The 18,621-nt window shown below is 65.0% G+C and carries 20 protein-coding genes; 8 read left to right on the top strand and 12 right to left on the bottom strand.

Annotated elements, in window-relative coordinates:
• The first annotated feature begins 166 nt into the window (after positions 1 to 166).
• The gene (locus tag GJ672_RS01195) at positions 167 to 1,249 is read left to right on the top strand and encodes a histone deacetylase family protein (protein WP_229381907.1); all 1,083 of its coding nucleotides are present in this window, start codon (positions 167 to 169) and stop codon (positions 1,247 to 1,249) included.
• A 136-nt stretch (positions 1,250 to 1,385) separates the two neighbouring features.
• Here GJ672_RS01195 and GJ672_RS01190 read toward each other — a convergent pair whose 3' ends face one another.
• From GJ672_RS01190 to phaC, 6 genes are all read right to left on the bottom strand, one after another.
• Positions 1,386 to 2,597 carry a YeeE/YedE family protein gene (locus tag GJ672_RS01190; RefSeq protein ID WP_154295497.1) on the bottom strand — a complete coding sequence of 404 codons (1,212 nt, stop codon included), beginning with the start codon at positions 2,595 to 2,597 and terminating at the stop codon, positions 1,386 to 1,388.
• Positions 2,598 to 2,613: 16 nt separating this feature from the next.
• The gene (locus GJ672_RS01185; RefSeq protein WP_154295496.1) at positions 2,614 to 3,564 is read right to left on the bottom strand and encodes a sulfurtransferase; all 951 of its coding nucleotides are present in this window, start codon (positions 3,562 to 3,564) and stop codon (positions 2,614 to 2,616) included.
• A gap of 242 nt (positions 3,565 to 3,806) precedes the next feature.
• Positions 3,807 to 4,700, bottom strand: a complete 894-nt coding sequence (locus tag GJ672_RS01180; RefSeq protein WP_154295495.1) for a recombination-associated protein RdgC — start codon at positions 4,698 to 4,700, stop codon at positions 3,807 to 3,809.
• A gap of 13 nt (positions 4,701 to 4,713) precedes the next feature.
• Positions 4,714 to 5,853 carry a 5-(carboxyamino)imidazole ribonucleotide synthase gene (locus tag GJ672_RS01175; RefSeq protein WP_154295494.1) on the bottom strand — a complete coding sequence of 380 codons (1,140 nt, stop codon included), beginning with the start codon at positions 5,851 to 5,853 and terminating at the stop codon, positions 4,714 to 4,716.
• Positions 5,850 to 6,341: a 5-(carboxyamino)imidazole ribonucleotide mutase gene (purE, locus tag GJ672_RS01170; protein ID WP_154295493.1), complete on the bottom strand. Its 492-nt coding sequence runs from the start codon at positions 6,339 to 6,341 to the stop codon at positions 5,850 to 5,852. The genes GJ672_RS01175 and purE overlap by 4 nt, the downstream gene beginning before the upstream one ends.
• Positions 6,334 to 8,133 carry a class I poly(R)-hydroxyalkanoic acid synthase gene (phaC, locus tag GJ672_RS01165; protein WP_154295492.1) on the bottom strand — a complete coding sequence of 600 codons (1,800 nt, stop codon included), beginning with the start codon at positions 8,131 to 8,133 and terminating at the stop codon, positions 6,334 to 6,336. The genes purE and phaC overlap by 8 nt, the downstream gene beginning before the upstream one ends.
• Positions 8,134 to 8,228: 95 nt before the next feature.
• On the opposite strand from phaC, the gene GJ672_RS01160 reads away from it, so the two are divergent.
• Positions 8,229 to 8,984 carry a class I SAM-dependent methyltransferase gene (locus GJ672_RS01160; RefSeq protein WP_229381906.1) on the top strand — a complete coding sequence of 252 codons (756 nt, stop codon included), beginning with the start codon at positions 8,229 to 8,231 and terminating at the stop codon, positions 8,982 to 8,984.
• Here the strand turns inward: GJ672_RS01160 and GJ672_RS01155 are convergent.
• Positions 8,947 to 9,879 (bottom strand): hypothetical protein, encoded by a 933-nt coding sequence (locus tag GJ672_RS01155; protein ID WP_154295490.1) that lies wholly within the window; start codon positions 9,877 to 9,879, stop codon positions 8,947 to 8,949. The genes GJ672_RS01160 and GJ672_RS01155 overlap by 38 nt on opposite strands.
• 25 nt (positions 9,880 to 9,904) lie before the next feature.
• Entirely contained in the window at positions 9,905 to 10,186 is a 282-nt protein-coding gene (locus tag GJ672_RS01150) for an RNA-binding protein (protein ID WP_195759524.1), read from the bottom strand.
• Between the two features lie 248 nt (positions 10,187 to 10,434).
• On the opposite strand from GJ672_RS01150, the gene GJ672_RS01145 reads away from it, so the two are divergent.
• Both GJ672_RS01145 and GJ672_RS01140 read left to right on the top strand, forming a co-directional pair.
• Positions 10,435 to 10,854: a DoxX family membrane protein gene (locus tag GJ672_RS01145; protein WP_195759523.1), complete on the top strand. Its 420-nt coding sequence runs from the start codon at positions 10,435 to 10,437 to the stop codon at positions 10,852 to 10,854.
• Entirely contained in the window at positions 10,854 to 11,183 is a 330-nt protein-coding gene (locus tag GJ672_RS01140) for a hypothetical protein (RefSeq protein WP_154295487.1), read from the top strand. The genes GJ672_RS01145 and GJ672_RS01140 overlap by 1 nt, the downstream gene beginning before the upstream one ends.
• Before the next feature lie 9 nt (positions 11,184 to 11,192).
• On the opposite strand, the gene coaD is transcribed toward GJ672_RS01140, so the two are convergent.
• The 4 genes from coaD to GJ672_RS01120 form a co-directional block, all read right to left on the bottom strand.
• Positions 11,193 to 11,705: a pantetheine-phosphate adenylyltransferase gene (gene coaD, locus GJ672_RS01135; protein ID WP_195759522.1), complete on the bottom strand. Its 513-nt coding sequence runs from the start codon at positions 11,703 to 11,705 to the stop codon at positions 11,193 to 11,195.
• Between the two features lie 70 nt (positions 11,706 to 11,775).
• On the bottom strand, positions 11,776 to 12,336 hold the full coding sequence (gene rsmD / locus GJ672_RS01130; protein ID WP_154295486.1) for a 16S rRNA (guanine(966)-N(2))-methyltransferase RsmD: 561 nt from the start codon (positions 12,334 to 12,336) through the stop codon (positions 11,776 to 11,778).
• A gap of 4 nt (positions 12,337 to 12,340) precedes the next feature.
• Positions 12,341 to 13,660 carry a pitrilysin family protein gene (locus GJ672_RS01125; RefSeq protein WP_154295485.1) on the bottom strand — a complete coding sequence of 440 codons (1,320 nt, stop codon included), beginning with the start codon at positions 13,658 to 13,660 and terminating at the stop codon, positions 12,341 to 12,343.
• Entirely contained in the window at positions 13,657 to 15,003 is a 1,347-nt protein-coding gene (locus GJ672_RS01120) for a pitrilysin family protein (protein ID WP_154295484.1), read from the bottom strand. Before GJ672_RS01120 ends, GJ672_RS01125 begins: the two co-directional genes overlap by 4 nt.
• 72 nt (positions 15,004 to 15,075) lie before the next feature.
• Here GJ672_RS01120 and ftsY point away from each other — a divergent pair, with 72 nt between their 5' ends.
• From ftsY to rpoH, 4 genes are all read left to right on the top strand, one after another.
• Positions 15,076 to 16,083 carry a signal recognition particle-docking protein FtsY gene (gene ftsY / locus GJ672_RS01115; RefSeq protein ID WP_154295483.1) on the top strand — a complete coding sequence of 336 codons (1,008 nt, stop codon included), beginning with the start codon at positions 15,076 to 15,078 and terminating at the stop codon, positions 16,081 to 16,083.
• Positions 16,080 to 16,730, top strand: a complete 651-nt coding sequence (gene ftsE / locus GJ672_RS01110) for a cell division ATP-binding protein FtsE (RefSeq protein ID WP_154295482.1) — start codon at positions 16,080 to 16,082, stop codon at positions 16,728 to 16,730. The genes ftsY and ftsE overlap by 4 nt, the downstream gene beginning before the upstream one ends.
• A complete protein-coding gene (gene ftsX, locus GJ672_RS01105; protein WP_229381905.1) occupies positions 16,727 to 17,659 on the top strand; it encodes a permease-like cell division protein FtsX in 933 nt (310 codons plus the stop codon). The genes ftsE and ftsX overlap by 4 nt, the downstream gene beginning before the upstream one ends.
• Positions 17,660 to 17,727: 68 nt before the next feature.
• Positions 17,728 to 18,618, top strand: coding sequence for an RNA polymerase sigma factor RpoH (rpoH, locus tag GJ672_RS01100; RefSeq protein WP_154295481.1), 891 nt, complete (start codon positions 17,728 to 17,730; stop codon positions 18,616 to 18,618).
• Positions 18,619 to 18,621: the final 3 nt, after the last annotated feature.

The following is an 18,621-nucleotide window of genomic DNA, read 5'->3' as shown; positions in this document are numbered from 1 at the left end:
TCCAGGGCACCGGGATCGAGTCACTCGGGATTCGAACCTGCGACCAGACAATGACAGGTTCGACCGGCCGCCGGAGGCGGCCAGCGTCGCGGCGCGCAGCGACGCGAACCCGAAGGGCAAAGCGCCGACAGGCGCTGCCGCAATCCTGCCAGGCGCGCCATCCCCGTTGGCATGGGTCGCTTTCGTCGGCATTATTCCGGCATCTGCCAAGCCCGAGGATATCGACACCGTGAAAGCCTATTTCGACAGCCGCCAGGATCTGCACCATCCGCGCACCTACCTCACCCGCGGACAAATGCGAGCCCCCCAGGAAATCCCCGAGCGCACCGGGCATATTCGCGGCGGTCTCGGCAACGCCGGGGTGACCGAATGCCCCGTGGTGGATCACGGCATCCGGCCCATCAGCCGGGTTCATGATCTGGGCTATCTGCGGTTCCTCGAATCCTGTCACCGCCGCTGGGAGGCCATGCCGGAGGATTGGGGCCCGGAAGTGCTGTCGAACATCTACGTCCGCTCACCCAACCCGCTGCGCGGCATTCTGGCCGAAGCCGCCTGCTATCTGGCGGACGGCAGCTGCCCGGTAGGCGAACACACCTGGGAGGCGGCCTACTGGTCCGCACAGGGGGCCCTGACGGCGGCGGACGACATCCTGGCCGGTGAGCCCATGAGCTTTGCGCTCTGCCGGCCGCCGGGGCACCACGCCCGGGTGGATGCGGCGGGTGGCTTCTGCTACCTCAACAACGCCGCGATTGCCGCGGAGCATCTGCGCCAGCGCTACAGCCGCGTCGCCATTCTGGATACTGACGTCCATCATGGACAGGGCATTCAGGAGATCTTTTACCCGCGCAGCGACGTGCTCTACGTGTCCATTCACGGCGATCCCACCAACTTCTACCCGGTGGTCACGGGTTTTGAGGACGAGCGCGGCGAAGGGCCGGGCCTCGGATACAACATCAATCTGCCGCTGCCCCATGGCTCCGGCAGCGATGCCTTTTTCCAGCGCCTCGACGAGGCCCTGACCGCGGTCCGACTATTCGCGCCGGATGCCCTGGTGTTATCCAGCGGATTTGATATTTATCGGGAAGACCCCCAGGCCAAAATCGCCGTGGAGTCGGAAGACATTGAGACGCTGGGGCGCCGGATTGCCTCCATGGACCTGCCAACTCTGGTGATTCAGGAGGGCGGCTATCACTACGACAGCCTGACCCTGAACACCGAGCACCTGATCCGCGGATTGTCAGCCGGTTGACAGACCGTCGGCCGGGAACGCTGCCTGGCGTTGTCAGGCAGCGCTGGCCAGGTGGTCGAAAGCCACCAGGGCGATGATGATGGCCAGCGTCACCAGCAGGGCAGTCCGGCTGTAGGGGGGTCGGCGGTCACTCACCCTAGTTCTCCATGCCAAAGCGAGGACGCAGGGCGACGCCGACGATGGACCCGAGAAAACCGAAAACAAACCACACCCAGCCATGCAGGCTGCCGGTGGCAATGCCACTGAAAAAGGCGCCGATGTTGCAGCCGAATGCCAGCCGGGCGCCGTACCCCATCAGCAGCCCGCCGATCACCGCCGCACTGACGTTACCGAGTCCAAGGCGGTTCAGGCTGCCGGCGTTATAACGACCCGCCAGGCCAGCCGCCAGCATGGCACCCAGGATCAGGCCGAAGGCCATGACCGACGTGACCTCAAGCAGCACACTCTGCTCCAGCACCTGGGCGGGGTAACTCCAGGTCCAGTATTCAAACTGGCTCATGTCCACCCCCACCGCGGCCAGAGCCTTGGCGCCCCAGAGGGTGAAGGCAAAGGTGATGCCCCAGGGTTGGCCGGCGACCAGCAACGTGAGCAGCCCCAGGCCGGCCAGGGCCACAACCCCCCACAGCAGGGGCCAGTTGCCGGTAATCAGTGTCCGCCACCAGGACTGCCCCGGCGCCATCAGAAGCCGCTCCACGTCTCCATGACGCTCCCGCTCCACTGCCATGATGACCCAGCCCAGTGCAGCCAGCAGGGCCACCTGCAGGAGGATGCCGCCGAGGGGGTCAAAAGTCAGGGCGAGATTGACCGGGCCCATGTTCGGACCGGACAACCACCAGGGCAGGTGCAGGGTGCCAATCACGGACCCGGCGATGAATGCCAGCAGGGTGATCAGCATGCGCCGGTTGCCGGCAGCCACGGTGAACAACGTGCCCGAGCCGCACCCCCCGCCAAGCTGCATCCCCAGGCCGAACAGGAAACTGCCCAGCACCACGAAGCCACCCACGGGGGCGATGTTGCCGTTGGCCTGCCCGGCGGCAATCACCGGAATGAACAGCACCGAAGCGATCCCAATCAGCAACAGCTGAGCGCGCAACCCCCGGCTGCGGCGCCGAACGATGAAGTTGCGCCACCCCGCCGTAAACCCGAAAGCGGCATGGTACAGGGCAACCCCCAGCCCGCCGCCGATCAGATAAAGCCAAAAAAGCCGCGGGGATCCCAGGGACCAGACCATGGCGCCCAGAATCGCGCCGGCCAGCAGGACACTGGTGATCACAAAACGATCTCCCCCCAGCGCGCCAGCGGCGCGGCGGGGGGATTCGCCATTAATGGCCTCAGCCAGCGTGCTCATGGATCCGGGATCTCAATCAGTTAAGCAGTTCGCTCAACGCCTGCTGGCCCCGCACGATCTCGCGAGCGTCGTCCTGGGACCATTCGGTCATGGAACCGTCATACATGGCCACGTTGTCGAAACCGGCGATCTCAGAGAGTGCGAACCAGGCCGTTGCCGCCCAGTGACCGGTGTTGCAGAAGGACACCGCCGGCTCATCGCTGCGGATACCCGCGGTCTGGATCAGCTCGTTGACATCGTCTGCATCCAGGAAGAAGGCCGAGCCTTCCCGAACTAGGAGCCCCTCTTCAAGGCTGAGCGCACCGGGGATGGTGCCGGCCCGGGTGGAGGCCGGATGCTTGGCATCGCCGGCAAACTGGTCAGCGGGCCGGGCATCCACCAGCTGTCCGCCGGCTGCCTGGATTTCCTCCACGGCGTCGGTGTCAGCAAGAAGCTCCGGCCGGACGTTGGCCTCGAACCGGGCCGGCTCTATGGCTGGCGTGCCGGTGGCCACTTCGCCGCCAGTCTCGACCCACGCTCGGAAGCCGCCGTCGAGGATGGCGACATCGTCATGACCCAGATACTTGAACGTCCAGTACACCCGAGCGGCGCTACCGAAATCCGTGGAGCCAACCCCCGCGGGTACGACGACCACTCGATCATTGTTGCTGATCCCCAGGTTGCCGATCAGATTTTCCAGGTCACCCACCGGAGGCAGCACGCCCGGCACGGATCCATCGGCGACCCGCCACCCGGCTGCGGTGTAGCTTGCATAGACCGCACCGGGAATATGACCGTTGGCAAAACCTTCGGCGTCGGTTCCATCAATGCCGGAGCGCACGTCAACCACCACCAGGTCATCGCTGCCGAGATGGCTGTTCAGCCATTCGCTGCTGACCAGCGGGGAGTGCTGGGGACCGGCAGCCGCCGACGCGACATAGGCCAATCCGAGGAGGGCGGCCGGGACCAGCTGTTTGAGAATTTTCATGGGATGTCTCCACCAAGTGACTCAGTGGCCGAAATGGTACCGGCTTGGTTAGAAATATAAATGACTTTTTTGACCTAAGAAGATACTTTCTGGTTATAACCGATTCGTGCCGCTGCAGCACATATCATCATCCATTCAGGCTATTCCTGACGCTAATTCATGTCCCTACAATTCAACCCATCACAGGGTAATTCCTGTTATCGACTCTCCTCCTCTTGGCCGGCATCAATGCCGGCTTTTTTTTATCCAAACCAAACCGGGACCCGCTGCAGGAACCGGCTCAGCTCGCCGGTCATGATCGCGAAATCCGTGTCGAACCGTTCAGCCGGGCTTTCCGCCTCCCGATCATCCGCGTCTGACTGCACCAGATCGGTGAATTTCAGCCGTTTAATGGACAGATCGGCATCCAGTACGGCGTTCACCCGTCCGTCCCAGTCCACGGCAAGCCGCCGCACCCGCTTCCCGGCGCGAACATGGGTCCGCATCTCGTCGCTGCGCAGGTCCTGACGCTTGCAGCGGACCTCGGCGCCCTCAGTCCGGGGATCCTCGAAAACCGCCTCCTCGCCGGGCTCGAGATCACTGGGGAAGCGATCCCGGGCCAGCCAGTCGGTCATCACCTGCGCCGGCGAACTGTCTGTCTGCAACGGCCTGACCGGAAAGCTGCCCAGCATGGCCCGGAGGTCATCGGTCAACAGCTCGGCTTCACGCCATGTGGCGGCGTCCACCACCAGCCAGCGGTCTTCAAGATCCAGATAGGCATAGAGACGGCGACTTTTGGTGAAGGCCCGGGGCAGAAGGTCGATGGTGACCTCTTCCTTCAGCCGAACTTTCTCGCGCCGACCCACTGGCCGTCCCATGGCCTCCTCACGCTCGGCGATGCGCTGTTCCACCTGTTCCCGGATAACCGCGGGTGGCAGCACCCGGGATTCGGTCTGCAGGCAGATCATCAGGCGCTGGCCTGCGGCATGGACCAGCTGCTCGCCCCCGGGGGCAATGGGAGGCACCCAGCCACGGGATTCCGGGTCATGGGCCCCGACGGGCTGAAACCCGCCCCCCTGCAGCCGCGACTCCAGCTGCTCGGCGTCCATGGAAAAGGCGTCACCCAGCTGATAGACGCAAAGATTGCGAAACCACATGCAGATTTTCCAGTTATTTGATGGCGAGGGAGGCGCGGGCGCTCAGGGCCCGCTGGGCGGCGTCATCGCGACTGTCGCCGCGCACGGTGAGATGCCCCATTTTACGGCCCGGTGCCGGCATCGCCTTGCCGTAGAGGTGCAGGTTGACCCGGGGGTCGCGCAGCGCTGATGCCCAGTCCGGGGTGTGCTGCTGCCAGCCATTGCCGAGCAGGTTGGCCATGGCCACCGGGAATAGACGCTGCGTGTCACCCAGTGGCAGGCCACAGACCGCCCGTAACTGCTGGTCAAACTGACTGCTCAGGCAGCCTTCGATGGTCAAGTGCCCGGAGTTGTGGGGTCTCGGGGCCAGTTCGTTGACGATTAACGAGCCATCCCGGGAGAGGAAGAATTCCACGCAGAGCACACCGACGACATCCAGCGACTCGAGGACTGTGCGGGCGATCTCTCGGGCCCGCTTCTGTTGCGGGGGCTCCAGCGGCATGTCGGCGATGGAGACATCCAGGATGTGGTTGGCATGCCGGTTTTCGATGAGCCCGTAATCGACCATTTGGCCATGGACACTTCGCGCCGCCACCACGGAAAACTCCGCCTGAAAATCCACAAACCCTTCAAGCACCGCCGGGCCAGCGCCAATGGCCGCCCAGGCCTCGGCGGGCACGGTGTCGTAATCAAGCCGAGCCTGGCCTTTGCCGTCGTAGCCAAAGCCCGCGGTTTTAAGGATCGCCGGCCTGCCGACCCGGTCGAGCGCCTGTTCGAGTTCGGCCAGGTCATTCACGGCCTCAAACGGGGCGGTTGGCAGGCCCGCTGCCACCAGTGCCCGCTTTTCCCTCAGACGATTCTGGGTGACATGCAGCACCTCGCCCCGGGGCCGAACCGGAGCGTGGCGAGCAGCGGACTCCGCTGCCGAATAGGCGACGTTCTCAAATTCGAACGTCACCACATCCACGCCCCGGGCAAACGCGGCAATGGCGTCCAGGTCGTCATACTCGGCGACGATCTCGCGGTCGGCGATCTGCCCGGTGGGGGTGTCCCGCCCCGGAGAGAGGGTGTGAACGCGATACCCCATGCGGCGGGCGGATTGCGCCAGCATCCGGCCAAGCTGACCGCTGCCGAGAATGCCGATGGTGGAACCGGGAAGGACCCGTTCGGTCAAGGCAGCTCGTCCTCAATCACCTTGCGGGCCTGGGCGTCGCGGAACGCCTGCAGCGCATCTGCCAGCTCCGCGTCCTCCGCGGCCAGCAGGGAAACGGCAAACAGCGCCGCATTGCGGGCACCGGCCTCGCCGATGGCGAAAGTGGCCACCGGGACGCCGCCGGGCATCTGCACGATGGAGAGCAGGGAATCGAGGCCCTTGAGCGCCCGGCTCTGAACCGGAACGCCCAGCACCGGTACCGTCGTCTGCGCCGCCACCATGCCAGGCAGGTGAGCGGCGCCACCGGCTCCGGCGATGATGGCGCGCAGACCGCGCTCGCGAGCCGCGGCCGCGTAATCGTTCATCTGCCCCGGCGTGCGATGGGCCGAGACGATGCGGCACTCATGGGGCACTTTGAAATCCTTGAGCACCGCATCCGCGTGCGCCATGGTCTCCCAATCGGAGCGGCTGCCCATGATGATGCCGACCCGTGGCGCGGCATCAACCATCGGCCTTCTCCCGAACGTAATGCCCGGGGGCATCCTCAATGGGCTGCAGATTGCCATCCCCCGGCTGCCGGGCGGGCACCTCGCCACCGCGTTTCGGCTGCAGCCAATTCACCCAGTCCAGCCACCAGGAGCCTTCGTAGTGGGTCGCGCCGTCCAGCCAGGCATCCGGATCCTTCGGCCGTCGGGTGTTGATCCAGTAGCCGTACTTCTGCTTCTCCGGCGGGTTGATCACCCCTGCAATATGGCCGGATCCACCCAATACGAACCGGGATTTGCCCCCGAGCAGCTTCGAGCCGCGGTAACAGGCATGCCAGGGCGCAATGTGATCTTCCCGGGCTGACACAAAGTAGGTCGGCACCGAGTTTTTCGACAGGTCAATGGGGACCCCCGCCATGGTGATGCCCCCGGGCTGCCGGAGCTGATTTTCCAGGTACATCTTGCGCAGGTAGAACGCATGCATCCGCGCCGGCATGTTGGTGGAGTCCTGGTTCCAGTAGAGCAGGTCGAAGGGGAACGGATCCTCCCCCTTGAGGTAGTTGTTGACGAAGAACGACCAGATCAGGTCGTTGGACCGCAGGCTGGACATGGTGGTGGCCATCTGATTGCCCTGCAGATAGCCCCGCTGGTCCATCTGTTTTTCCAGCGCCGCCAGCTGCTCCTCATCGATGAAGATTTCCAGCTCGCCGGGATTCTCGAAGTCCAGCAGGGTGGTCAGGAACGTGGCGCTGTTGATGCCAGACTCGCCGCGCTCCGCCATGTAGGCCAGGGTTGAAGCCAGCAGGGTGCCCCCGAGGCAATAGCCGATGATGTTGACATCGCGCTCACCGATGGCCTGCTCGATGGCGTCCAGCGCCGCCAGCGGGCCATCGGTCATGTAATCCTCGAACCGCTTGTTCGCCAGCTTGGCACTGGGGTTACACCAGGAAATGACGAACACGGTGAAGCCCTGCTCCACCAGCCACTTCACCAGGGAGTTCTTGGGCCGCAGATCAAGAATGTAGTACTTGTTGATCCACGGCGGCACGAACAGCAGCGGCCGGCGGGCCACCTGCTCGGTGGCCGGCGCGTACTGAATCAGCTGCATGAGCTCATTCTGGTAGACGACCTTGCCCGGTGTGATCGCCAGGTCCTTGCCCACCTCGAAGGCGTCCGGATTGGTCTGGCGGATTTTCAGGGTGCCGTTACCGCGCTCCAGGTCCTCCAGCAGCTTGTTGAGGCCATCCATCAGGTTCTGACCGCGGGTCTCCACGGTCCGCTCGAGCACCTCGGGATTGGTGGCCAGAAAGTTGCTGGGCGACATGGCACTGACAAACTGGCGGGTGTAGAAGTCAATTTTCCGCCGGGTGCGGTCATCCAGGCCGTCGACGTTGTCGACGGTTCGATGCAGGTAGTCCGCGGTCAGCAGATAGGACTGCTTGACGAAGTCGAAGAACGGGTTATCCTCCCAGCCCTCGTGGGCAAAGCGCTTGTCGCGCTTTTCCGGCTGCCGAACCGGCTCGCTCTCCACCCCCATCATGCGTAGCGTGGAGTTCTGCATGATGGACATGTAGTCCTGCCAGAACGCCATCTGGGCCTGCATCAACTGGACCGGATCCGCCATCAGGCGGGCGTAAAGATCCTGGAACAGCTTGCTCATGTGCAAGGCATCATCCATGGATACCTGCTGGCCGGCTTCCTGACGCGCCAGAAAATCCTTGACCAGTTGCTGACTGCGGCCCGCGATTTCCGACATTGAGCGATTCAGTTCGCTGGGATCGATGCCCTCGAGTCCGCTATCCTTTTTTTCAGTCATCTTTCCGATCGCCTCCAGGCGCGAGTGGTATCAGAATCATACGGCACCGCGACAAATCGCCACAATCACGGCCACTGCCCCTGGTGGTTGGCGATGTGGATGACCGGCGGGCTGACGACGTCGCCCGGCAGACTGGCGCCTCGCCGTCACGGGTCCCTGCAGAAGGTGAACTCTACCTGCAGCTCGACTCCAATGGTCTGGCGTTATGCCTTAACCAGCGGCCCTCCATGTGTCTGCGCGTTGACTACCTCACCGGCGCCCAGGGTTATCGCGGTGCCCGCCTTGCGCCCCGTCGGGAGCTGATCGCCCGGGCCTGCGGCCTCACCGGCAGCCACCAGCCCCGCATCGTCGACGCCACCGCCGGGCTGGGACGGGACGCCTTCGTTCTTGCCCGGCTGGGAGCCCGGGTCACGCTCATCGAGCGATCGCCGGTCATCGCGGCGTTGCTGGACGATGGTCTGCGCCGTGCCCGGGAAGGGGGCCTCGAGGACATCACCAATCGACTCGATCTTGTTTGCGCGGATGCCCGGTTCTGGCTCGGCGCCGGGGACAGCCAGGCTGAGCGGGGGGATGTGATTTATCTGGACCCCATGTACGCCGGCGATCGCCGTCAGGCCGCCGCCGGCAAGGAGCTGGCGCTCCTGCAGCGTCTGCTGGGGCCGGATGAAGCCGCTGACGCCCTACTGCCGGCCGCCATGACGGCCGCCCAGGATCGGGTGGTGGTCAAGCGTCAACGACGGGCGCCGCCGCTGGCGGATCAGCCACCGGATCATTCCCATCAGGGACGCAGCACCCGCTTCGACGTCTACCTAATCAAAAAGGCGCAGCCGGCTGATAGCGCGGAATACTGATCGAGGCCTCCAGCGCCAGCATGGCCGACCAGGGATCCGTTGCCGTGGCCGGCGCATGGAGATCACCCTCACCGACCAGTCGAAGCCTGAGATCGCTGAATCCTGCCCGCGCCAGCGCCGTGGCCACCCCCGCCTGGGCCGCGGCGTCCGCCTCTCCCGCCAACAGCGCCAGAAGCGTCCCGCCGCGCTGGCTGGCCGGATCGAACTCCGCCAGCCGCAGGCTTCTCAGCCGCTCGCCGAAGGCCTCCCGCAGCACCGGCCAGGTCTGTTGCAGGCGCTGGCGGTGCGCACCATTGAGGCGGGGCACATCGGGCATGGCCCGTCGCAGCGCCAGATCGATGAGAATTTCCGGGGGCGCGCCGGTGCGCAGGACCACGATGGGAGCCCGGCCGCCAAGACCGGGGTGAGGGCTCATCCACCAGTTGCTGGCTGCCTGCTCGCCGGCACGATCACAGTAACGAAGCCGCTCCAAGAAATGCAGATCACAGCTGACACGACGGCTCCCGGCCACCAGCAGCAGCCGGCCGGGTCGCCCGCAGGCCTCGCAGGTCACCTGCGCCGCCTCGCGGGCCCGAAATACCGCCGGCTTGATGCGATCCCGAACGCCATCAAAGCGAATCTCGAGAGCGCCTTGGGCAGCCACCAGCCGACGCCATCGAAAACCACCCCGCTCGGCCTCGGGCACCAGCGACTCGACTTCGGTGAACAGGCATTTCATCACCGGGTGCCAGCCCACCGGGACATTGACTTCAACGGGATCGGATTCCGCAGCGACACCGCGCTGCCGGAACTGCCAGGCGTGACGGAGCTGTGCCTCCGCCAGAAATGCTCGATGTCGACGTTCGTCTTGAATGGCAACCATAAAAACAAAAAACCCGTGACCGTCGCCAGTCACGGGTTTTCCAGAATAGCTTAAGCCATTACCAGTCGCGGCGCGGGCCACCCCCACCGCCGGCGGGCTTACGATCCTGCGCTTCGTTGATGCGCAGCGTGCGCCCACCCATCTCGGTGCCATTCAGCGCCTCGATGGCGGCATCCGCCTCGGAAGGGTCCATGCGAACGAAGCCAAAGCCACGGGGGCGACCGGTTTCCCGATCGGAGATCATCCGGACTTCCTTGACCTCGCCATGAGCGGCAAACAGGTCACGAATTTCGTCCTCGGAGGCGGAAAAGGGCAGATTGCCCACATAAATCGATTTCATCACTTAGTCTCATCACACACTGCCGTCCGGGTATGGTCCGGCAGGTTAAACATCGCAGAAGGTTCTACCCTTCCTTCGGACGGTCCGATCGTCGGCCCGCCGGACCCGACATCTCCTTGACATCAGATCTGCCATCGACAATACGGCACCCCCCGACCCCACGCAATCAGTATTTCAATCGGAAATCAGCTCCAGTCCCGGTATGCTGTCGCCGAATCCGGCCATTCAGCAGACAGGAGACGTATGTCGTGGGAGCCCCTCTGGACAGTGGCGATGCCATTCTTGACCGGCAGGCCGCTCAGTCACACTGGCTGCTGCGCACGCCGCTTGCGGCGGTCCTGGTGTACCACGGCCTGGAAAAGTGGCTTGGCACGGGGGTTGGCGCCTTTGCTGAGGCCATGAACTTCCCCCTCGGCCTCGTTGTGGCGGTGGTGGTCCTGGAGCTGATGGCCGGCCTGCTATTGCTGGCGGGAGCACTCACCAATGACTGGATCACCCGCCTGGGGGCCGCACTGGCCTGCCCGGTGCTGCTGGGCGCCATTTTTCTCGTCCACTGGGGCCAGTGGCACTTTTTGCCCTCAGCCAGCCATCCCATGGGAGGGATGGCGTTCCAGGTCACCCTGCTCTGCCTGTCCATTTACCTGCTGATCCGCGGCAATCAGACCTGATGAAAGACGATCACCCGACCCGCCGCCAACTGATTGCCCGGCTGTCCAGAACCGTGGTCTACACCACTCCGCTGCTGATTGCCGTCACCGGTGCTGCGTCGCTGCACGCCATTGTCTCGGACATCCGGCAACCCGGCGACACGCCGGACACCGCGCCGGAAGCCACGCCCGAGGCGACTCCGGAGGCAACGCCGGAAGCCATGCCCGAGGCGACACCGGAGGCCACTCCGGAGGCCGCGCCCGAGGCCACACCGGAAGCGACCCCCGAAGCCGTGCCGGAGGCGACACCCGAGGCAATGCCCGAAGCAACCCCCGACAACAACGACTGAGGGTCGCCCTCAGCGGTTCGAAGTGGCCCGGGCGGAGTCTCGATAGCGACGATCCAGTGCCTGCTGGATGCTGGGGTGGACAAACCGGCTGACATCCCCGCCCAGGGCGGCGACTTCGCGGACCAGGCTGGATGAAATGTAGGAATACTTCTCGGCGGGGGTCAGAAACACCGTTTCTATCCGATCCATGAGTTGCCGGTTCATGCTGGCCAGCTGGAACTCGTACTCGAAGTCCGACACGGCGCGCAGCCCCCGCAGGATCACGCCAGCGCCCTGGGCCTTGACGAAATCCACCAGCAGGGTATCGAAGGCGATCACCTCGACGTTGTCATGGCCCTGAAGGACATGCCGGGCCATCTCCACCCGTTCCTCCAGTGCGAAAGCGGGCTGCTTGGAAGGGCTTGGATAGCCCGCTACCCCCACCACCAGGCGGTCAAACAGGCGAGAGGCCCTTTCAACCAGATCGCTGTGGCCGTTGGTCAACGGGTCAAACGTGCCGGGATATACTGCCGTGACCGCCATGATGTCTCCTCCGTTGCGGTGCAGCATAATAGAAGCCACCGCGTCAGGATGCCACCCTTTTTGGTCAACTTCAGTCCGGCCGCGGGCCGACCAGCACGCCGTGCACGTCCCCGGCCCGGGTCTCGCGGGTCACCGCCCAGTCTGCCGGCAGATCCAGGGCTGCGGCTCGGGCATCCGACTCCACGTAAACCACGCCCTCCGGCTGGACCCAGCCCTCGGCGAGCACGCGATTCAGCATGGGCTGCTGAAGTGCCAAGGCAAAAGGGGGATCCAGAAAGACAATATCGAAGGGACCGGCGTCGGCGCCGGGATAGCGGCCCGCGTCACCGCACCACACCTGGCCCCGATCGCTTGCGCCGAGCTGTTCGAGATGATCCTGCAGGTGACGGGCGGCCCGCCGGGCGCGCTCAACGAAAACGGCGTGCGCCGCTCCCCGGGACAGTGCCTCCAGCCCCAGCGCGCCCGTGCCCGCGAAAAGGTCCAGCACCGACGCCCCGGCGATCCGGCCCTGCAACCAGTTGAACAGCGTTTCGCGGACCCGATCGCCGGTGGGGCGCAGGCCCGGTGAGTCAGCGACTCGAAGGCGACGCCCGCGCCACTCGCCCCCGATGATCCGCAGACGGCCACTCATGCACTCATTCAACCGCCTCGATCACCTCTGCGGGACCCACCAGGACAGTCACCAGACGCTGTGGCGGAATTCGCTCCCGGAGCGCACCACGGACGTCCTCAACCTGCAGGGCGTCAATCCGCTCCACAAACCGGGGCAGATAATCCCGGGGCAGATCGTGGAATCCCATGGTGGCCACGTACCCCAGCAGTGCCCGGTTGCTGTCCAACTGCAGCGGGAAGCTGCCGGTGATATTGCGAACCGAGGCCTCCAGCCGATCGTCGGATGGCCCCTCGTCCCGCAACTCGTCGAGGCTGCCCCGAAGCACGCTCAGCGCCTCCCCTAGTGCCTCGTTACGGACCTGGGTCGCCATCTGGAAGCGGCCGGCCCGCACGCCGGCGGTCAGACTCGATGAGCTGCTGTAGGAGAGGCCCCGCTCCTCGCGCATCCGCTCGGCCAGCAGTGAGGTCAGCCCACCGCCGCCGAGTATGTGGTTGGCGAGATACAGCGCGTAATACTGATCATCGCCCCGGCGGATGGATGGCTGACCCGCCACCACATGGGTCTGCTCCGCATCGAAGGGAATCCGCACGGTCACCGGCTCGTCGGGCATGGTGACCGTTGGCAGCGGCTCCAGGGTCGTGCCGTCGGGCAGCGCCCCGGCAACCCGGCGGGCGATGTCCTCCGCCTGGCTCCGATTCAGATCGCCGACGATGGCGATCACTCCATTGGCCGCCGTGTAATGCCCCTGGTGAAAATCCTGCACGTCGGCGCGGGTCATGGCCTGCAGCGATTCGGCCTCGCCACCGGGAGGAGTGGCATAGGGGTGGTCGCCGTAAATGGCCCGGGCAAACGCCCGCTCGGCCAGCGATGACGGTGATGATTCCACCTGCCGAAGGCTCAGCAGCATCTGCTGCCGGACACGCTCCAGCGCGTCCTCCGGAAAGGCCGCGCCAGCCAGTGCCCGGGCCAAGTTTTCCACGCTGGGCTCCAGCCGCGTCGGATCACTCAGGCTCCGGAGCGAGACCTCGGCGGTGTCCCGCCCGCTGCCGGTGGACACCCGCGCTCCGTGACGCTCGAAAGACCGGGCGATCTCACCGGCGCTGTGCTCTTCGGTCCCTTCCAGCAGCAGGTTGCTGACCATCCGCGCCAGACCCGGCTGGTCATCATCCCGGGCGCTGCCCGCATCGAAAGTGACCCGCAGATCGACGATGGGCAGCTCGCTGCGCTCCACAAAAAGCACTCGGGCACCGTTGTCGGTCTGCCACTCCTGAATGTCCACCTCCATCGCACCCCCTGAGCCCATGAGCAGAAAAAGTCCCAAACCCGTCAGCCACCGCCTCATGACTGACTCTCCTCATCCGCCGGCCGCAGGACCCCGATGGTGAGCTGTTCCGGCCGCAGGTAACGTCGGGCTGCTGCCTGGATATCCTCGGCGGTGACGGCACGGATCTGCTCCTCGAACGCGCCAAGGGTCTCCCATCCGGCCCCGGTCGTCTCCAGCATGCCGAGCTGCATGGCCTGAAAGAACACCGAGTCGAGCTGGAAAAGATGATCCGCCAGCACCTGGCTGCGGGCCCGCTCCAGCTCTTCGTCACTGACCGGCTCCTCCTGCAGGCGAGCAATCTGCTCACGCAGGGCGGCTTCCACGCTCTCCACGTCATCGTCGCTGGGCACCCCGTAGAGCGAGAACTCGGCGTCCAGCCGGGTCATCGGGTTGTAACCGGCCCCCGCCGCGGCGGCCACGCCACTGCCACGAACCAGCCCTTCCGGCAATCGGGCCCCCTCACCGCCGTCCAGCACGGTGGACAGCATCAACAGGGCGTAAGGATCCCCGGGATTTTCCGCGGTGGCGTAAGAGGGCACCGTGTAGCCCATTCGCAGCTGCGTGATGCGGGCCTGGGGATCGGGGTAGTCAAGGCGGCGCTCCCCCGGGGGATCGATGGCCACGGGATCATGCACCGGCGGCACTGCCCGGGCGGCGATCCCTCCGAAATAGTTCTGGGCCAGTTCATGGACTTCATCGGGGTCCACATCACCCGCGACCACCAGGGTGGCATTGGACGGCGTGTACCAGTGCTCGTACCAGGCCTCCAGCTCCTCGGTGCCGGTGGCCCGAATATCGTCCGCCCAGCCGATGATGGGGTGGGCGTATCCAGAACCCGCATGGGCAATGGCTGCAAAGCGCTCGGCGAATCGCCCCTCCGGCCGGTCATCGGTGCGCAGTCGACGCTCCTCCAGCACCACCTCGCGCTCGGTGGCCACCGCCTCGGACCGGAGCAGCAGATTGGCCATGCGGTCGGCCTCCAGCTCCAGGGCGATGGACAGCCGATCCGCAGCCAACACCTCGAAATAGGCCGTGAAGTCGCGACCGGTGAACGCATTGAGGCGGCCGCCCTCGCGGGCGATGATGTCCGAGAATTCGCCTTCCGGCACCGCCTCGGTGCCCTTGAACATCATGTGCTCAAGGAAATGCGAAATCCCGGTCTGGCCACGGGTTTCATAACTGGAACCCACCCGGTACCAAACCTGGGAAACCACCACCGGCGCCCGGCGGTCCTCCCGCACCAGGACCTGCATGCCATTGTCGAGGGTGTATTCCCGGACACCGGGCACTGACTCGGAGGCGATGGCAGGCACTGCCATGAGGGCCGGAACCAGCGCCAAAATCGCAGAACGTGTTGTCATGAGTGCCGAATCTCCCGAAAGGCGATGATACGATAACGATGATTTGTTCGCTTTCCACTCCAGAGAGTTCCCATGCTGCCATTTCGCCGCAAGCACCGCGCCGGTGATTCCGAAGAAAAATCCACGTCTCCGGAGACGGCAGGCTCCAGCGGTGGCCTGCTGGAGCGGTTACGCGCCGGACTGCGGCGAACCGGCAGCGGCCTCGGGCAGCTGTTTCTCGGGCGCAAGCAGATCGACGAAGATCTGCTGGACGAGCTGGAAACGTTGCTCCTCATGGCCGATGTGGGCGTCGATGCCACCCGTTCGATCATTGACGACCTGACCGCCCGACTCAAGCGCAACGAACTGGCGGATACCGAAGCACTGCGCCTGGCGCTTCGCGAAGACATGCTCCGCATCCTCGAGCCGGTGGCCCACCCCCTGGAGCTGCCGGAACAGGATGGCCCGGTCGTCGTGCTGACCGTCGGCGTCAACGGCGCCGGCAAAACCACCACCATCGGCAAGCTCGCCGCCCGGCTGAAAGACCAGGGTCATGGCGTCATGCTGGCGGCCGGCGATACCTTCCGGGCCGCCGCCGTCGAGCAGCTTCAGGCCTGGGGCGAACGCACCGGCGTGCCGGTGATCAGTCAGCCCACCGGCGCCGACAGTGCTTCGGTGGTCTTTGATGCTCACCAATCTGCGGTCGCCCGAGGCGTGGATGTGATGATCGCGGACACCGCCGGCCGGCTGCATACCCAGAGCAACCTCATGGAAGAGCTCCGCAAGATCCATCGCGTTCTGGGCAAGCAGGATGAGCGCGCACCCCACGAGGTCCTGCTGGTGCTGGATGCGGGCACCGGCCAGAACGCCCTGGCCCAGGCCGAGCAGTTCCAGCAGGCCGTCAGTGTCACCGGCCTGGTGCTGACCAAACTGGATGGCACCGCCAAGGGGGGCGTGATTTTCGCGATGGCCAAGCGCTTCGGGCTGCCGGTCTACTTTATCGGTGTCGGTGAGGGAGTCGACGATCTGCGACCCTTTGACGCCGAGGCCTTTGTGGACGCCTTACTCGACCAGGCCGGTCAGTCCAGCGACGGGCCATGATCCGTTTTGAGCAGGTGGGCAAACGCTACCCGGGGGGACACGATGCGCTCCGCGGCCTGAGCGTGGAGGTCGCCCGGGGAGAAATGACTTTCGTCACCGGCCCGAGTGGTGCCGGCAAGAGCACCTTCCTGCGGCTGATCCCCCTGCTGGAGCGGCCCACTCGGGGCAACGTCATCATTGACGGGGTCAACCTCGCCGGCCTGCCCCGGCGCAGGATCCCGTTCCTGAGGCGGCGCATCGGCGTCGTCTTTCAGAATCATCGCCTGCTTCAGGACCGCAGCGTCTTCGACAATGTGGCACTGCCGCTGATCATCGCGGGCCGGCCTCATCAGGAAGTACAGCGACGGGTCCGCGCCGCCCTCGACAAGGTCGGGCTGCTGACCCGTGAACGGGCCGATCCGGTCACCCTGTCCGGCGGCGAACAGCAGCGGGTTGGCATCGCCCGAGCGGTCGTCACCCGTCCGCCGGTGCTGCTGGCGGACGAGCCCACCGGCAATCTGGACCCGGCGCTCTCCGAGGAAATCATGCAACTCTTTCAGCAGTTCAATCAGGTGGGCGTCACCGTGGTCATTGCCAGCCACGATCTCTCGCTGATCCAGCGCCTGGGTCACCGTCGCATTCAGCTGGAGGAGGGCCGGCTGGCGTGAGGGGTCTGGACAGTCTCAAGCGCTGGCTGGAGCAGCACGCCCGGGCGGCGATCGGAGCTCTGGGCCGCCTGGCTCGGCGGCCGGCCGGGAGCCTCATGACCACGGCGGTGGTGGGGATTGCCCTGGCGCTGCCCGGCGGTTTTCTGGTGGGACTGGACAACCTCGAGGCCGCCACCGGCGGCTGGGACGGCAACCCGCGGCTGTCCGTGTTCCTGGAGAAGGATGTACCGGAAGATCAGCAGGCCCGCATGGCGGATCGCCTTCGTGCCATGGACCCCATCCTGGGCGTTGAACGGATTGACCCGGATACCGGCCTCGCCGAGCTTCGGGAACAGACCGGACTTGCTGACTCCCTGAGCCTGCTGGACGACAACCCTTTGCCCCCGGTCCTGGATGCACGACTTATCGAGGGCATTGGCTCCAATGCCACGGATACGCTCCTGGCCGAGGTCCAATCCATGGCCGGCGTCGATGAAATACGTCTCGACCGCCTCTGGCTGGAACGCCTGCAGGCGCTTACCTCGCTGGCCGGACGGGTGGTGACCCTGGTGGCCCTGCTGCTGGGCCTCACCGTGGCCCTGGTGGTGGGAAACACCATTCGCCTGGATATCGCCAATGCCCGCCCGGAAATCGAGATCACCAAGCTGATCGGCGGCACCGACGGCTTTGTCCGTCGGCCGTTTCTTTACGCCGGGCTCTGGTATGGGCTCGCCGGCGGCGTGCTGGCCGCCCTGTTAATGAGTATCGGGGTCGCGCTGATCACCGGCCCCGCCGGTCAGCTAGCGGCCCTTTACGACAGCGGTTTCGTGCCGGCCGGCCCGGGTCTGAGCGGTACGCTGGCTCTGGTCGCCACCGGCGGTGGCCTGGGATTGCTGGGTGCGTGGCTGGCGGTCGGGCGGCACCTCGCCGACATCGAACCCGGGCATTGAACCAAGTCAGCGGGTCAGAAATCGAATAGGTAGTGTTAACCTACTGAATGATTTGGCGAGGGTTTGAAATGTCGTCCGGAACGTCACTGATCAATGTTCAATACGAATCGTTGCCGCTGCGCGCCGGCAGCGAGGATCAGTACATTCGAGCGGTCAATGCCATTCCGGCCCTGAGTGCTGAGGAAGAACAGGAACTGGCGACGCGATACCACCAGAGCGAGGATCTGGACGCCGCCCGGTGGCTGGTGCTGGCGCATCTGCGGTTCGTGGTTCACGTGGCCCGGGGCTATTCCGGTTATGGCCTGCCGCTGGCTGATCTGATCCAGGAGGGCAACGTCGGCCTGATGAAGGCCGTCAAGCGCTTCGACCCCGAGGTGGGCGTCCGGCTGGTGTCCTTTGCCGTGCACTGGATTCGCGCCGAGATCCATGAATTCATTCTGCGCAACTGGCGAATCGTTAAAGTGGCGACCACCAAGGCGCAGCGCAAGCTGTTCTTCAATCTGCGCAATGCCAAAAAACGGCTGGGCTGGCTCAACCGCGAGGAAGTCGAAGCGGTGGCCGCCGACCTGGGCGTCAAACCGGACCATGTTCTCGAAATGGAGTCCCGCCTGTCAGGACAGGACCTGGGATTCGATCCCGGGCCGGAGGCGGACGACGAGGACACTCCCAGCTGGGCACCGGCCAGCTACCTGCAGGCCAATCGCGCCGACCCGGCCGACGAAATGGAATCCGTTGACTGGGAAAATTGGCGGGAAGGCCGGCTACAGCAGGCCCTGGAGGGGCTTGACCCCCGCAGTCGCGATATTCTCACGCGGCGGTGGCTGACCGAGCCCAAGGCCACATTGCATGCCCTCGCCGAGGAACATGGCGTGTCGGCGGAACGAATCCGGCAGCTCGAGAAGAACGCTCTGCGCCGGCTGCGCGAAGGGCTGGCTGATTCCCGCATCCTCGAAGCCTGAATT

It is taken from the genome of Spiribacter sp. 2438, assembly GCF_009676705.1.
GTDB lineage: Bacteria > Pseudomonadota > Gammaproteobacteria > Nitrococcales > Nitrococcaceae > Spiribacter.
Note: the sequence above shows the minus strand (reverse complement) of the source record. Positions and strands in the feature narration are given on the sequence as shown.